Annotated in this window: 14 protein-coding genes; 8 read left to right on the forward strand and 6 right to left on the reverse strand. The window is 65.8% G+C overall.

The features are described 5' to 3' along the window. From ccsA to Q0693_RS05815, 5 genes are all read right to left on the reverse strand, one after another. Window positions 1-738, reverse strand: a 738-nt coding sequence (gene ccsA, locus Q0693_RS05795; protein WP_298629893.1) for a cytochrome c biogenesis protein CcsA, incomplete at its 3' end; no start/stop codon positions are given. Then, window positions 735-1,913 (reverse strand): glutamyl-tRNA reductase, encoded by a 1,179-nt coding sequence (gene hemA, locus Q0693_RS05800; RefSeq protein WP_298629894.1) that lies wholly within the window; start codon window positions 1,911-1,913, stop codon window positions 735-737. The genes hemA and ccsA, both read right to left, overlap by 4 nt. A 71-nt stretch (window positions 1,914-1,984) precedes the next feature. Then, window positions 1,985-2,659: a uroporphyrinogen-III synthase gene (locus tag Q0693_RS05805; protein ID WP_298629895.1), complete on the reverse strand. Its 675-nt coding sequence runs from the start codon at window positions 2,657-2,659 to the stop codon at window positions 1,985-1,987. Beyond that, a complete protein-coding gene (locus Q0693_RS05810; protein ID WP_243030207.1) occupies window positions 2,631-2,996 on the reverse strand; it encodes a carboxymuconolactone decarboxylase family protein in 366 nt (121 codons plus the stop codon). Before Q0693_RS05810 ends, Q0693_RS05805 begins: the two co-directional genes overlap by 29 nt. Then, window positions 2,993-3,652, reverse strand: coding sequence for an HAD family hydrolase (locus Q0693_RS05815; RefSeq protein WP_243030206.1), 660 nt, complete (start codon window positions 3,650-3,652; stop codon window positions 2,993-2,995). The genes Q0693_RS05810 and Q0693_RS05815 overlap by 4 nt, the downstream gene beginning before the upstream one ends. A gap of 185 nt (window positions 3,653-3,837) precedes the next feature. Between Q0693_RS05815 and purB the strand changes: the two genes are divergently transcribed. The 7 genes from purB (at window position 3,838) to purF (ending at window position 11,458) form a co-directional block, all read left to right on the forward strand. Further along, a complete protein-coding gene (purB, locus tag Q0693_RS05820) occupies window positions 3,838-5,148 on the forward strand; it encodes an adenylosuccinate lyase (protein WP_298629896.1) in 1,311 nt (436 codons plus the stop codon). 406 nt (window positions 5,149-5,554) lie between these two features. Continuing rightward, complete coding sequence (gene purC, locus Q0693_RS05825; protein ID WP_298629897.1) at window positions 5,555-6,250, forward strand: phosphoribosylaminoimidazolesuccinocarboxamide synthase; 696 nt, start codon at window positions 5,555-5,557, stop codon at window positions 6,248-6,250. Window positions 6,251-6,252: 2 nt separating this feature from the next. Beyond that, a complete protein-coding gene (purS, locus tag Q0693_RS05830) occupies window positions 6,253-6,507 on the forward strand; it encodes a phosphoribosylformylglycinamidine synthase subunit PurS (RefSeq protein WP_243030203.1) in 255 nt (84 codons plus the stop codon). Further along, window positions 6,504-7,187 carry a phosphoribosylformylglycinamidine synthase subunit PurQ gene (gene purQ / locus Q0693_RS05835; RefSeq protein ID WP_298629898.1) on the forward strand — a complete coding sequence of 228 codons (684 nt, stop codon included), beginning with the start codon at window positions 6,504-6,506 and terminating at the stop codon, window positions 7,185-7,187. Before purS ends, purQ begins: the two co-directional genes overlap by 4 nt. Further along, window positions 7,184-7,897, forward strand: coding sequence for an HAD family hydrolase (locus Q0693_RS05840; RefSeq protein ID WP_298629900.1), 714 nt, complete (start codon window positions 7,184-7,186; stop codon window positions 7,895-7,897). The genes purQ and Q0693_RS05840 overlap by 4 nt, the downstream gene beginning before the upstream one ends. After that, on the forward strand, window positions 7,897-10,074 hold the full coding sequence (gene purL, locus Q0693_RS05845) for a phosphoribosylformylglycinamidine synthase subunit PurL (RefSeq protein WP_298629902.1): 2,178 nt from the start codon (window positions 7,897-7,899) through the stop codon (window positions 10,072-10,074). The genes Q0693_RS05840 and purL overlap by 1 nt, the downstream gene beginning before the upstream one ends. Next, window positions 10,067-11,458 carry an amidophosphoribosyltransferase gene (purF, locus tag Q0693_RS05850; RefSeq protein WP_298629903.1) on the forward strand — a complete coding sequence of 464 codons (1,392 nt, stop codon included), beginning with the start codon at window positions 10,067-10,069 and terminating at the stop codon, window positions 11,456-11,458. The genes purL and purF overlap by 8 nt, the downstream gene beginning before the upstream one ends. A gap of 8 nt (window positions 11,459-11,466) precedes the next feature. Here purF and Q0693_RS05855 read toward each other — a convergent pair whose 3' ends face one another. Continuing rightward, window positions 11,467-11,739 (reverse strand): hypothetical protein, encoded by a 273-nt coding sequence (locus tag Q0693_RS05855; protein WP_243027461.1) that lies wholly within the window; start codon window positions 11,737-11,739, stop codon window positions 11,467-11,469. 113 nt (window positions 11,740-11,852) lie between these two features. Here Q0693_RS05855 and glyA point away from each other — a divergent pair. Continuing rightward, on the forward strand, window positions 11,853-13,015 hold a 1,163-nt coding region (gene glyA, locus Q0693_RS05860; protein WP_298629906.1), incomplete at its 3' end, for a serine hydroxymethyltransferase.

Here is a 13,015-nt window from a genome sequence, read left to right on the forward strand (position 1 = left end):
CGAGGGATGGCGGGAACCCAGGAAGGGGGCGCCTATAAAGGCAAAGAGCAAAAGGGCATAGGCCGAAAGGAGCAGGGCCATGCGCACATAGCCCCGGAGCCTTTCCTCCAGCAAAAAGTACAGGGTAAGGCCAAACCAACCCAACAGCACAGAGATCTCCTTGGGATCCAAGGCCAAGGGACTGCCGAAATAACCCCAGGCCCAGGCCATGCCGCTGGTCAAGCCCAAGGTGGTGGCCAGATACCCCACCCGCAAGTACCCCTGCTCCAGCCGCTTCAGGCTCCAAAGGGGAGCGGAGAGCAAGGCCTTTTCCGGCACCGACCGCAGGCGTAGGTCCTGAAGGGCGCACATCACCCCCGCTCCCACCCCCACCGCCAGGGCCAGGTAGGCTACCAGGAAAGCCCCGGCATGCACCAAGGTAAGAAGGGGAGGCAGACTCCCGCCCGGATGGGGCAAGGCCTTGAGGGCAAAGAGGCCCAAAAGCATGGCCAGGAGGACCAGATAGCGGCGCAAGGGGGTCAGCCGGGGTCTAAGGAGGAGGCTTTCCCCACGTAAGGCCAAAAGCCCCCCCAGGACCAGGGCGGGCTGGGCTGGCCCGGAGAAAAACCCCTTGGCCAGGGCATCGGCCAAGGCAGCTCCCAAGTAAAGGAAGGCCCCTAGGGAAAGCCCTCGAGGCCAGAACAAACCCACGGCCAAGAGGAGGACCCCCACCAAGGCCAAAAGGGAAGCACCGGTCATAGCCGTGGGGGACGGAAGGCCAGGAGGGGACACTCCCTGGGGCATGGAGGGCCCTGCAGGAACTCCTGGGTCCGCGCCTTCACCGCCAGGATCCAAGGATGGGCCCTACGCCCCGCCTCCTTGTGCCAGGTAAGGGGATCGGCCTCAGGGTATTCCCGCACCACCACCCTATAGGCCCAGCCCTCCAGGGCCCGGATGGCCTCCCGCACCCGGTGGCCAGCGTACCACTCCAGGTACTCCCCTAGGGCCCTCTCAATGAGGGCTTCCACCTTGGGTACCTCCCCCTGGCGGGCCCTTAGGTTCTTCTCCACCACCCGCTTCAGGTCGTCCAGGTTGTAGAGGTAGGCCTGGGAAAGGCGCCCCACCCGCGGATCGATGTTCCGGGGTAGGGCGATGTCAATGAGGAAAAGGGGCTTGGACCTTCTGGGGAGGTCCTCCGGACGCACCAGGTAATGGGGAGCAGCCGCCGAGGCCACCACCAGATCCGCCTGGCGCAGGACCTGGGGCAGGGCCTCCAGGCCAAAGGCCTGGCCACCAAACCGCTCCGCCAAAGCCTTGGCCCTTTCCACCGTGCGGTTCACCACCAAGACCCTCCCCACCCCGTGGGCCTTCAGGTGGGTGAGGAAGAGCTCCGCCATCTCCCCGGCTCCCAAGACCGCCACCGCCAGGCCGGTCAGGTCCCCATAGACCGCCAAGGCCAGGTCCAAGGCGGCATAGGCCACGCTCACCGCCCCGGCCCCAATGGCGGTCTCGCTCCGGGCCCTTTTGCCCAGGGCGATGGCCGACTGGAAGGCCTTCTCCAAGAGGCTTTCCGTGGCCCCATATTTGCGGGCCAGGAACAGGGCCTCCCGCACCTGGCCTAGGATCTGGGCCTCCCCCATCACCAGGGAATCCAAGCCTGCTGCCACCCGGAAGAGGTGCCGCAGGGCCTCCATCCCTTCCTTCTGATAGAGGTGCTGGGCTTCCACCCCCCGGGAGAAAAGAAGGGCCTTGGCCTCCTGGGCGCTACCCACCCCGTAGATCTCCGTGCGGTTACAGGTGGAAAGCACCACCGCCTTGCCCAGGGTGGCCAGGGCCGCAGGCAAGGCCACCACGGGGTCCAAGGCCGCCCGCTCCCGCACCTCCAGGGGAGCGGTCTTGTGGGAAAGGCCCACCAGGTAAAGGGGCAGGGCCATAGGCTTCCGTCAGTATACGCCACCCGCACAGGGGCACAAAACCCCCTTGGGAACAAGCCTTAACCGAAATCCTATGGGAGCGCCCGCAGGATGGCCTGGAAGAGGCCCTCGAGGCCCGGCTCCTTGGCCTCCACCACGGGGAAGCCCCAGGCCCGGGCCTCCTTGGCGGTGCTGGGGCCAATGCAAGCCGCCTTGGGTCGCCTCTCGGTCCAACGGGCATAGGCCCGGACGCCGCTTGGGCTGAAAAAGGCCACCACCTGGGCCTTTGGCAAAAGGGCCGCCTCCTTTGGGGCCAGGGCCCGCTCCCGGGTGGCGTAGACCTCCAGTCTTTCCACCTCCACCCCTCGGGCCCTCAGGCTTTCCTCGAGGTCCTTCCCCGCCAGGTCCCCGGCCACAAAAAGCACCCTTTCCGCCTGGGGGAACCCCAGGGCCAGGTCCCGGGCCGTGGCCCGGGGGGAGGTGTAGGCCGGGGTGAGCCCCCCCTGGCGCAACACCTCCCCCGTCCCCTCCCCCACCGCCGCCACCTTCAGCAAAGGCCTCCCCACGCTTTCCCAAGCCCAAAGAAGCCGCTTTGCCCCCTCCTTGGAGGTAACCGCCACCCAGTCGGCCCCAAGAAGCCTCCCGGGAAGTGCTTCAAGACCCGGCAGGTCCACCTGTTCCAAAAGGGCCACCTCCGCCGCCTCCACCCCTAAGGCGCGGAGCCTTTCCAAAAGCGCCCTATCCTTCCCCCGGGTGAGCAGGACCACGGCCCTTCAGCACCTTATGGAAAAGCTTCATGGCCGCCAGGGCCTGGGGGAACCCCAGGAAAATGGCGGCCTGCAGGATGGCCTCCCGCACCTCCTCCTCCTTGGCCCCCACCCGCAAGGCCCCCTCCAGATGGGTGGCCAGCTCCTTGGGGCTACCCAAGGCGATGAGGGCGGTGATGGCCAGAAGCTCCCGGGTCTTGAGGTCCAACCCCGGCCGGGCCAGAACCTCCTCGTAGGCGAAATCGCGGATGTAGCGGAAAAGGTCCTCGTCCACCTCCTTGAGGGCCTTTTCTATGGCCTCCTCCTTCTCCCCCCAGATGGCCCGCCGCACGCTCATGGCAGGTAGTCTAGCACCCCTTCCAGACGATGGAGGGCCTCTGGGTTCTCCCCCAGGGGATCAAAGAGGAGAGGCTTAACCCCAGCTCCCCTGGCCCCGGCCACATCCGCCTCCGAATCCCCCACGTGCAGGGCTTCCTCCGGCCTAACCCCCAGGGCCGAAAGGGCTTCCTGGAAGAGCCTGGGATCGGGCTTGGCCACCCCGGAGAGGGCGCTTACGGAAAGGTGCTGAAAGTAGGGCCTTAGGCCCACCACCTCCAGGATCTCCGGCAAGGTGGCATCCCAGTTGGAGACCACCGCCAGGGCATAACCCCGCTCCCGTAGCGCTTGCAATGTTTCCTTAGCCCCCGGGGTTAGGGGCCAAAAACGGGGATCTTTCCAGTTTTCCACCAGCTCCCGGCTCAGGGCCTCGGCGTGCTCCTCGAGGCCCATCCCCGTAAAGAGCCTGCGGTGGAACTCCCGCCAAAGCCCCAAGGCGGTCTCCAGGTCGCGGGCTTCCAAATGGTGTTCCTCGTAAAAGCGAAAGGCTGCCAAGGCCGCCCCCTTGGGGTCCTTCCTGGGCTTTAGCCCCCTTTCCTGTAAAAAGGGCAGCAGCCAAAACCGGGGGCTTGCCAGGATTAAGGTGTTGCCCACATCAAAGAAAACCGCCTGGACCATGGTCCCAGTCTATACCCAGCCCCCCTCCAGGCCCCTTTCCATGGGACCCTAAAGGGGGTAGGTGGGCACTCTTTAGCCTGGAGCCTACGCTTACGGGTCCCGGCCCTGGCCCAAAGCTTTGGGGTGGCCGCTGGGGAAGCCCGCTATAGGGTGCGGGAACCCCAACCCTTTAGTACCCTTAGGGCATGGTCCCCCGTTACCAGACCCCAGAGATGGCCGGGCTGTGGTCGGAGGAAAACCGCTACCGCATGTGGGCTTTGGTGGAGGCCTATGCCCTCGAGGCCTGGGAGGCCCTGGGCCAGGTGCCCCAGGGCCTTGCCCAAAGGCTTTTGCGCCACCTGGAGGCGCACCCCCTGGACGCCCGCTTCGCCCAGAGGGTGGCGGAGCTGGAGGAGGTGACCCGCCACGACCTGGTGGCCTTCACCCGGGCCCTGGTGGAGTGGACCGGGGACGAGGAGGTGGGGCGCTACCTGCACCTGGGCCTCACCAGCTCGGACATCGTGGACACGGCGCAAAACGCCCTTCTGGTGAAGGCCTTGGACCTGATCCTTGAGGAGCTGGCCGGGGTGCAGGAGGAGCTCAAGCGGCTGGCCCTCCAGTACAAGCACACCCCTGCCATTGCCCGCACCCATGGGGTCCATGCCGAGCCCACCAGCTTCGGCCTCCGTTTCCTGAGCTTCTACGCCGCTTTTCAGAGGGACGAGGAAAGGCTAAAGCGGGCCCAGAAGACCATGGGCGTGGCCATGCTCTCGGGCTCGGTGGGCAACTACGCCCACGTGCCCCCGGAGGTGGAGGCCCATGTAGCCCGGCGGCTTGGCCTCAGCCCCGAACCCCTCTCCACCCAGGTGGTGCCCCGGGACCGGCACGCCGAGGCCCTGGCCGCTTTGGCCATCCTGGGAGGGAACCTGGAGCGGGTGGCGGTGGAGCTAAGGCACCTGCAGCGCACAGAGGTCCTGGAAGTCCAGGAACCCTTTAGGGAAGGGCAGACGGGAAGCTCCAGCATGCCCCACAAGAAAAACCCTGTGGGCCTGGAAAACCTCACCGGGATGGCGAGGCTCCTAAGGGGCTACCTGGGACCAGCCCTGGAAAACATCGCCTTGTGGCACGAGCGGGACATCTCCCACTCCTCGGTGGAGCGGGTGGTCCTCCCCGACGCCACCACCGCCGGCCATTACGCCCTAAGGCGGCTTCGGGGAATCCTGAAGGGCCTGGTGGTCTTTGAGGAAAACCTGAAAAGGAACCTGGACCTCACCCGGGGCCTGGTCTACTCCCAGCAGGTGCTGAACGCCCTCATCGCAGAGGGCCTCCCTCGGGACAAGGCCTACGCCATCGTGCAGCGCAATGCCCTAAGGAGCTGGGAGGAGGGCCAAAGCTTCGCCGAGCTCCTGGAAGGGGATCCGGAAAACCCCCTCAAGGGGAAAAGGCTAAGGGCCCTTTTTGACCCGGCCCCCTTCCTCAAGCACGTGGACGCCATCTACGCCCGCTTTGGGCTCTAACGGGAGCGCCTGGGTGGAGGCGGGAAGCAGGCCTCCGGGGATCCCGGGGAAAGCCCTGCCCCAAGGGGGTAAGCGGAGGGCAGGTCCGGGAAGCTCCGGGTCCAGAGGAATAGCCTTCCCTTTCCTCCTCCGACAAGGCTTCCCCGCGCCCCCCTTCAACCCAAGAGGTGTCAGGGGACGGGATGGCCCCGCTGGCCGCTTTGCCCTTCCCAGGAACCCACCCCAAGCCTCCCCTCCGGCAACCCCCCCAAACGGACAGCCGGGATTCCGCTCCCAAAGGAGCTAAAGCTTCCTCTCCCCTACAGGACGCAAAAGGTCCAGGGGTGGGGCCAGGCCTTCCCGATTCTGGCATCCCTTGGGCTTAAAATGAAGGCCAGACGGGACGGGGGTCCCAAACTGGAGGCACATGGAAAAGCTATACGAGGGGAAGGCAAAAATCCTCTACCCCGAAGGGCCAGACACCCTTCGGGTCTACTTCAAGGACGAGGCCACGGCCTTCAACGCGCAAAAGCGGGGGATCATCCCTGGGAAAGGGGTGGTGAACCACAAGGTTTCGGCTGCCCTCTTCCGCTACCTGGAGGCCCATGGGGTAAAGACCCACTTCCTGGAGGAACTTTCCGACCGGGAGATGCGGGTCTTAAGGGTGGAGATCCTTCCCTTAGAGGTCATCCTCCGCTTCCGGGCAGCGGGGAGCTTCGCCAAGCGCTACGGGGTAAAGGAGGGCACCCCCCTAAAGACCCCCTTGGTGGAGTTCTCCCTTAAGAGCGACCCCCTGGGCGACCCCCTGATCTGCCCTGAGGCCATCCTGGCCCTGGGCCTGGCCAGGGAGGAGGAGCTTGCCCAGGTGAGGGCCACCACCCTGAAGGTGGGGGAGCTATTGCGGACCTTCTTTGCCCAAAGGGGGCTGGACCTGGTGGACTTCAAGCTGGAGTTCGGGAAACGGGATGGGGAGATCCTGCTGGCCGACGAGATCTCCCCCGACACCATGCGCCTATGGGACCAGAAGACAGGGGAGCCCATGGACAAGGACCGCTTCCGCAAGGACCTGGGGGGTGTGGAGGAGGCCTACCAGGAGGTCCTTAGGCGGGTGCTAGAGGTGTAGCCATGCCCAGGTACCAGGCTACTTTGCTCATTGAGCTGAAAGACGGCATCCTGGACCCGCAAGGCCGGGCGGTGGAAGGGGTCTTGCAGGACCTGGGCCATCCCGTGGAGTCGGTGCGGGTGGGGAAGGTTTTGGAGATTGTCTTCCCCGCGGAAACCCTCCTGGAGGCGGAGGAAAGGGCTAAGGCCATGGGAAGACTCCTCACCAACCCGGTGATGGAGGTCTATACCCTCGAGGCCCTAAAGGAACTCCCATGAAGTGGGCCATCGTCCGCTTTCCCGGCTCCAACTGCGACGAGGACGCCCGCTTCGCCTTGGAGAAGGCGGGCATAAAGGCGGAATACGTCTGGCACACGGAAACCAGCCTAAAGGGCTTTGACGGGGTCTTCCTGCCGGGAGGCTTCAGCTACGGGGACTACCTGAGGGCCGGGGCCCTGGCGGCCAAGAGCCCAGTGATGGAGGAGGTTAAGCGCTTTGCCCGGGAGGGCCGCTGGGTGCTCGGGGTCTGCAACGGCTTCCAGGTGCTCACCGAGGCCGGGATCCTCCCCGGGGCCCTTCTGGCCAACCTGAACCTGCACTTCACCTGCAAGGAGGTGGGGGTGCGGGTGGAGCGCGCGGACCTCCCCTTCACCCGCCTCTACCAGAAGGGGCAGGTGCTTAGGCTTCCCATCGCCCACGCCGAGGGCCGCTACTATGCGGATGCGGAAACCCTGGCCCGGCTGGAGGGAGAAGGCCTGGTGGTCTTCCGCTACGCCCCCTTAAGGGGGGAAGCGGATTACAACCCTAACGGAAGCCTGAACGACATCGCCGGCATCACCAACGAAAGGGGCAACGTCCTGGGGATGATGCCCCACCCCGAGCGGGCGGTGGATGAGGTTTTGGGCGGTACGGATGGGCTCCCCTTGTTCTTAGGTCTTTTAGAGGAGGTAACGGCATGAAACCCAAGGCCATCACCTTTGACTTCTGGGGCACCCTCTTCACCGAGGGAAAGGCGTTTTTGGAAAAGGTCATGCCCGCCCGGTACGAGATCCTTCTGGACGCTCTTTCCGAGGCTGGGCATCCGGCGGAGGAGCACGAGGTGCGGGAGGCCTACCGGCAGGCGGCCATCGCCTTTGAGGAGGCGTGGAAGGCCGGGGAGCACATGTCCGTATACGACCGGGTGGCCCGCATCTTCGCCCTCCTTGGGGCCCCCCACGACCCCGGGCTCATCGCCATAACTGCCAGGAAGCTGGAGGAAAGCTCCCTTTTGGTGGACCTGGAGCCCCTTCCGGGAGTAGAGGTCTTGAAGGAGCTGGCCCGCAGGTACCCCCTGGCCTTGGTTTCCGACACCGGCCTCACCCCGGGCCGCCTCATCCGGGAGCACCTAAGGCGGCAGGGGCTGGACGTCTTCCAGGCCTACAGCTTCTCCGACGAAACCGGGTACGTAAAGCCCCGGCCTGAAGCTTTTAAGGTGGCCCTCGAGGCCCTGGGGGTGGCCCCGGAGGAAGCCCTGCACGTGGGGGATCTGCCCCAGACGGACATCAAAGGGGCCTTCGCCACCGGCTACCCCTGGGCGGTCCAGTACGTGGGCTTAAGGGAGGTGAATGGGGAGGTCAAGCCCACCGCCAAGGTGAAAAGCCACCGGGAACTCCTTCCCCTTCTCCAGTGATGGAGACCCTGGCCCAGGAAATCGGCATCCCGGAAAGCGAGTACCGGGAAATGGTGAAGCGGCTTGGGCGGGAGCCCAACCAGGTGGAGCTCTTCCTCTTCAAGGTGATGTGGAGCGAGCACTGCGCCTACAAGAACTCCCGGCCCCTCCTGAAGCAGCTTCCCAAGGAGGGGGAGGCGGTTCTCCAAGGCCCCGGGGAAAACGCCGGCGTGGTGCGCATCGGGGAAGGCTTCGCCGTGGCCTTCAAGATAGAAAGCCATAACCACCCCTCCGCAGTGGAACCATTCCAGGGAGCTGCCACCGGGGTGGGAGGGATCATCCGGGACATCATGAGCATGGGGGCCCGGCCCATCGCCCTTTTGGACTCCTTGCGCTTTGGTCCCCCGGAGGATCCCCGTAGCCGCTACCTCCTCAAAGGGGTGGTTTCCGGCATCGCCCACTATGGCAACGCCATCGGGGTGCCCACGGTAGGCGGGGACCTCTACTTCCACGAGGGCTACCGGGAAAACCCCCTGGTGAACGCCATGTGCCTGGGGCTTCTCCGGGAGGAGCACCTTAGGCGGAGCCAGGCCTCCCTGGGCCGGCCCATCTACTATGCGGGGGCCAAGACGGGAAGGGACGGGATCGGGGGGGCCGCCTTCGCCAGCCGGGAGCTGGCCGCGGACAAGGAGGAGGACCGGCCGGCGGTCCAGGTGGGGGACCCCTTTTTGGGGAAGCTTCTCATGGAGGCCACCCTCGAGGCCATTGAGAAGGACCTGGTGGAAGGCGTCCAGGACATGGGGGCCGCAGGGCTCACCAGCAGCCTCTCGGAGCTGGCCCACAAGTCGGGCCTGGGGGTGGAGCTGGACCTGGACCGCGTCCCCACCCGGGAAAGGGATATGGGGCCCATAGAACTCCTCCTCTCCGAAAGCCAGGAGCGCATGGTCCTGGTGCCCAAGGAGGGCAAGGAAAAGGAGCTGGAGGAGGTCTTTAGGAAGTGGGGCCTGGACTGCGTGCCCGTGGCCCGGACCATCCCGGAAAGGGTCTTCCGCGTCCTCTACCGGGGCGAGGTGGTGGCGGAAGTCCCCACCGAGGCCCTGGCCGAGGCCCCCACCTACGTGCGCATAGGAAGGGAGGACCCGGAGATCCAAAGGCTCCGGGAAACGCCCCTTCCCCCCCTCACCGCCGATCCCCAGGAGGTCCTCCCCCGGCTCCTCGCCTCCCCCAACCTGGCGAGCCGGGAGGCGGTCTACGAGCGCTACGACCACCAGGTGGGAACCCGCACCGCCCTGGTGCCGGGCAAGGGGGATGCGGCGGTCCTCTGGATCAAGGGCACCCACCTGGCCGTGGCCGCCAAGGTGGACCAGAACCCCCGGTATAGCCGCCTCCATCCCCGGCTTGGGGCCATGCACGCCCTGGCCGAGGCCTGCCGCAACGTGAGCGTGGTGGGGGCAAGGCCTTTGGCCTACACCGACGGCCTCAACCTGGGAAGCCCGGAAACCCCAGAAGGGTACCACGAGCTTCAGGAAACCATCGCCGGCCTCCGCGAGGCCAGCGAGGCCCTGGGGGTGCCGGTGGTTTCCGGGAATGTCTCCCTCTACAACGAAAGCGGGGGCCGGCGCATCCCCCCCACGGCCATGGTGGGGGTGGTGGGGGTCTTGGACGTGAGGAGGCGGGCGGAGATGGGCTTCCGCCGCCCCGGAGAGGTGATCGTCCTCCTGGGGGAGGAAGGGGGAGAGTTTGGGGGCAGCGAGGTCTTGTACCTGCTTGCGGGCCTCGAGGCGGGCCATCCACCCCGGCTGGACCTGGAGCGGGAACGAGGGGTGCAGGAGGCCATCCGGGAGCTCATCGCCCTGGGCCTCACCCGCACCGCCCACGACCTGGCGGAAGGGGGGTTTTTGGTGGCCCTGGCGGAGATGACCTTCCCCTATGGCCTAGGGGCCACGGTGGAGGTGCGCACCCCCGGCCTAAAGGCCCTCTTTGGGGAAGCCCCAAGCCGCATCCTCTTCACCGTGGCCAAGGAACACCTCAAGGAGGCCACCTTCCGCCTGGAGGAGCTGGGCCTGCCCTACCGGGTGCTGGGGGAAACCGGGGGGCAGACCCTCACGGTCCTCACCCCGGAAGGGGTGCTAGAGTGGAGGGTGCAGGACCTGGTGGAGGCCTGGAAGAAGCCCCTCAGGGAGGTCTTGGATGGATAAGCCACGGGAGGAATGCGGGGTCCTGGGAATCTATAGCCAAGAGCCCCTGGACATGGCCGGGCTTTTGCACCTGGGCCTCCTCGCCCTCCAGCACCGGGGGCAGGAGGCCGCGGGCATAGCCGTATCGGACGGGAGGGAGTTCTTGGTGGAAAAGGATTTGGGCCTGGTGAACCAGGTCTTCACCGAGGAAAGGCTTTCCCGCCTGAGGCTTCCCGGGGCCAGGCTGGGCCTGGCCCACACCCGCTACTCCACCACCGGCTCCAACCTGCGCTTTAACGCCCAGCCCCTCACCGCCCGCACCGCCCACGGGGTCTTGGCCATCGCCCACAATGGCAACTTCACCAACGCCAAGCCCCTTCGTGACCGGCTCCTTAAGGAAGGGGCCACCTTCCAAAGCACCTCGGACACCGAGGTGATGCTCCTCCTCCTGGCCCGCCTGGGCCACCTTCCCCTCCCCCAAGCGGCCGCCGAGGCCATGAAGGCCCTGGAAGGGGGGTATGCCATCCTCCTCATGGACCGCAAAACCGTGGTGGCCCTGAGAGACCCCCATGGGGTCCGGCCCCTGGCCATCGGCAAACTCCCCCAGGGCTTTGCCTTGGCCTCCGAGCCCCCGGCCTTGGAGCTCATGGGGGCCCAGTACCTAAGGGACGTGCGCCCGGGGGAGGTGGTCTGGGTGGAGGAAGGCGAGCTCAAAAGCCTCCAAGCCCTCCCGCCAAATCCCGCCCCTTGCGCCTTTGAATGGATCTACTTCGCAAGGCCCGACAGCCTGCTGGATGGGGTGGAAGCCTACGAGGCCCGGGTGCGCATGGGCATGGAGCTTTTCCGGGAGGCCCCGGCGGAGGCGGACATGGTGGTACCCGTCCCCGATTCCGGCATCGGGGCCGCGGTGGGCTACGCCCGCTCCAGCGGCCTTCCCCTGGAGTACGGCCTCTACAAGAACCCCTATGCGGGCCGTACCTTCATCCAGCCCACCCAGGAGCTTAGGGACCTGAAAACCCGCCTAAAGCTATCCCCCACCTCGGCGGTAAAGGGTAAGCGGGTGGTGCTCATTGACGATTCCATCGTACGGGGCACCACCAGCCGCCACATCGTGGCCATGCTGAAGGAGGCCGGAGCCGTGGAGGTCCACTTCCGGGTCTCCAGCCCCCCCATCCGCTTTCCCTGCTACTACGGCATTGACACCGCCGCCCGCAAGGAGCTCATCGCCGCCCAAAAGAGCGTGGAGGAGATCCGGGCCTACATCGGGGCCGATAGCCTGGCCTTCCTTTCCGAGGAAGGGGTGAGGAGGGCCATAGGAGGCCCCGTGTGCCTGGCCTGCTTCAACGGCCGTTACCCAGCCGGGGTGCCCCTGGAAGGGGAAAAACTGGCCCTGGAAACCCTCTAGCCAAAGGGCTACCCCCTGGCCACGCCCCGCCTAAGGAAAAACCCCGTCCCCAGGCCCACCAGGAAGCCCAAAAGGAGGAAGATAAAGGCAAAGGCACCCGTGGAGGCCAGGTGCCAGCCGAAGAACCAGTAGCTGCACACCGCATAGCGCTCCACCTGGACCCGGACCAGCTCCGGTAGGTCGCGGCTAGAGGTGAAGTTGATGAGGATAATGGCCAAGAGCAGGATAACCAGGGTCAGCGCAAGCCCCCACTTCAAAATCGGAAGAACGCTTCCTTTCATAACCCCAGCTTACCAAGGGAAGCGCCCTCCTTGGGGTCCATCCAACCCTTAAGGCAAGGGATCCAGGGAGGGGGAACCTAGCCCCATCCTGGCCCAGGCCCTATAATCGGCCTATGGTCAGGACCAGCTTAAGGGACGAGGCCCTCTTTCGGCTCATCGCCCTGGAGGAAAAGCGGCAGCGGGAAGGCCTGGAACTCATTGCCAGCGAGAACTTCGTCTCCGCCCAGGTGCGGGAGGCGGTGGGAAGCGTTCTCACCAACAAGTATGCCGAAGGTTACCCCGGGGCCCGGTACTACGGGGGGTGCGAGATCATAGACCAGGTGGAAAGCCTGGCCATAGAGCGGGCCAAGGAGCTCTTCGGTGCCGCCTGGGCCAACGTCCAGCCCCACTCCGGCTCCCAGGCCAACATGGCGGTGTACATGGCCCTCATGGAGCCGGGGGATACCCTCATGGGCATGGACCTGGCCGCGGGGGGCCACCTCACCCACGGCTCCAAGGTGAACTTCTCGGGAAAGCTCTATAGGGTGGTCTCCTACGGGGTCCGGCCCGACACCGAGCTCATTGACCTGGAGGAGGTGCGCCGTTTGGCCCTGGAGCACCGCCCCAAGGTGATCGTGGCCGGGGCCAGCGCCTACCCCCGCTTCTGGGACTTCCAGGCCTTCCGGGAGATCGCCGAGGAGGTGGGGGCCTACCTGGTGGTGGACATGGCCCACTTCGCCGGCTTGGTGGCGGCGGGGCTCCACCCGAATCCCCTTCCTCACGCCCACGTGGTCACCAGCACCACCCACAAGACCCTCCGGGGGCCAAGGGGCGGGCTCATCCTTTCCAACGATCCGGAGCTGGGCAGGAGGATAGACAAGCTCATCTTCCCCGGCATCCAAGGAGGGCCCTTAGAGCACGTGATCGCCGGCAAGGCGGTGGCCTTCTTTGAGGCCCTGCAACCCGAGTTCCAGGAGTATAGCCGCCTGGTGGTGGAAAACGCCAAGCGCCTGGCGGAAGAGCTGGCCCAAAGGGGCTACCGCATGGTCACCGGAGGCACCGATAACCACCTTTTCCTGGTGGACCTACGCCCCAAGGGCCTAACGGGCAAGGAAGCGGAGGAGAGGCTGGACGCCGTGGGCATCACCGTCAACAAGAACGCCATCCCCTTTGACCCCAAGCCCCCCCGGGTCACCTCGGGCATCCGCATCGGCACCCCCGCCATCACCACCCGGGGCTTCACCCCCGAGGAGATGCCCCTGGTGGCGGAACTCATTGACCGCACCCTGATGGAGGG

This window comes from uncultured Thermus sp., assembly GCF_938010445.1.
Classification (GTDB): domain Bacteria; phylum Deinococcota; class Deinococci; order Deinococcales; family Thermaceae; genus Thermus; species Thermus altitudinis.

Coding starts and splice junctions, on each gene's coding strand:
- hemA (WP_298629894.1), bottom strand. CDS start 1,913: ATGGCCCTGCCCCTTTACCTGGTGGGCCTTTCCCACAAGACCGCTCCC.
- Q0693_RS05810 (WP_243030207.1), bottom strand. CDS start 2,996: ATGAGCGTGCGGCGGGCCATCTGGGGGGAGAAGGAGGAGGCCATAGAA.
- Q0693_RS05815 (WP_243030206.1), bottom strand. CDS start 3,652: ATGGTCCAGGCGGTTTTCTTTGATGTGGGCAACACCTTAATCCTGGCA.
- purB (WP_298629896.1), top strand. CDS start 3,838: ATGGTCCCCCGTTACCAGACCCCAGAGATGGCCGGGCTGTGGTCGGAG.
- purC (WP_298629897.1), top strand. CDS start 5,555: ATGGAAAAGCTATACGAGGGGAAGGCAAAAATCCTCTACCCCGAAGGG.
- purS (WP_243030203.1), top strand. CDS start 6,253: ATGCCCAGGTACCAGGCTACTTTGCTCATTGAGCTGAAAGACGGCATC.
- purQ (WP_298629898.1), top strand. CDS start 6,504: ATGAAGTGGGCCATCGTCCGCTTTCCCGGCTCCAACTGCGACGAGGAC.
- Q0693_RS05840 (WP_298629900.1), top strand. CDS start 7,184: ATGAAACCCAAGGCCATCACCTTTGACTTCTGGGGCACCCTCTTCACC.
- purL (WP_298629902.1), top strand. CDS start 7,897: ATGGAGACCCTGGCCCAGGAAATCGGCATCCCGGAAAGCGAGTACCGG.
- purF (WP_298629903.1), top strand. CDS start 10,067: ATGGATAAGCCACGGGAGGAATGCGGGGTCCTGGGAATCTATAGCCAA.
- Q0693_RS05855 (WP_243027461.1), bottom strand. CDS start 11,739: ATGAAAGGAAGCGTTCTTCCGATTTTGAAGTGGGGGCTTGCGCTGACC.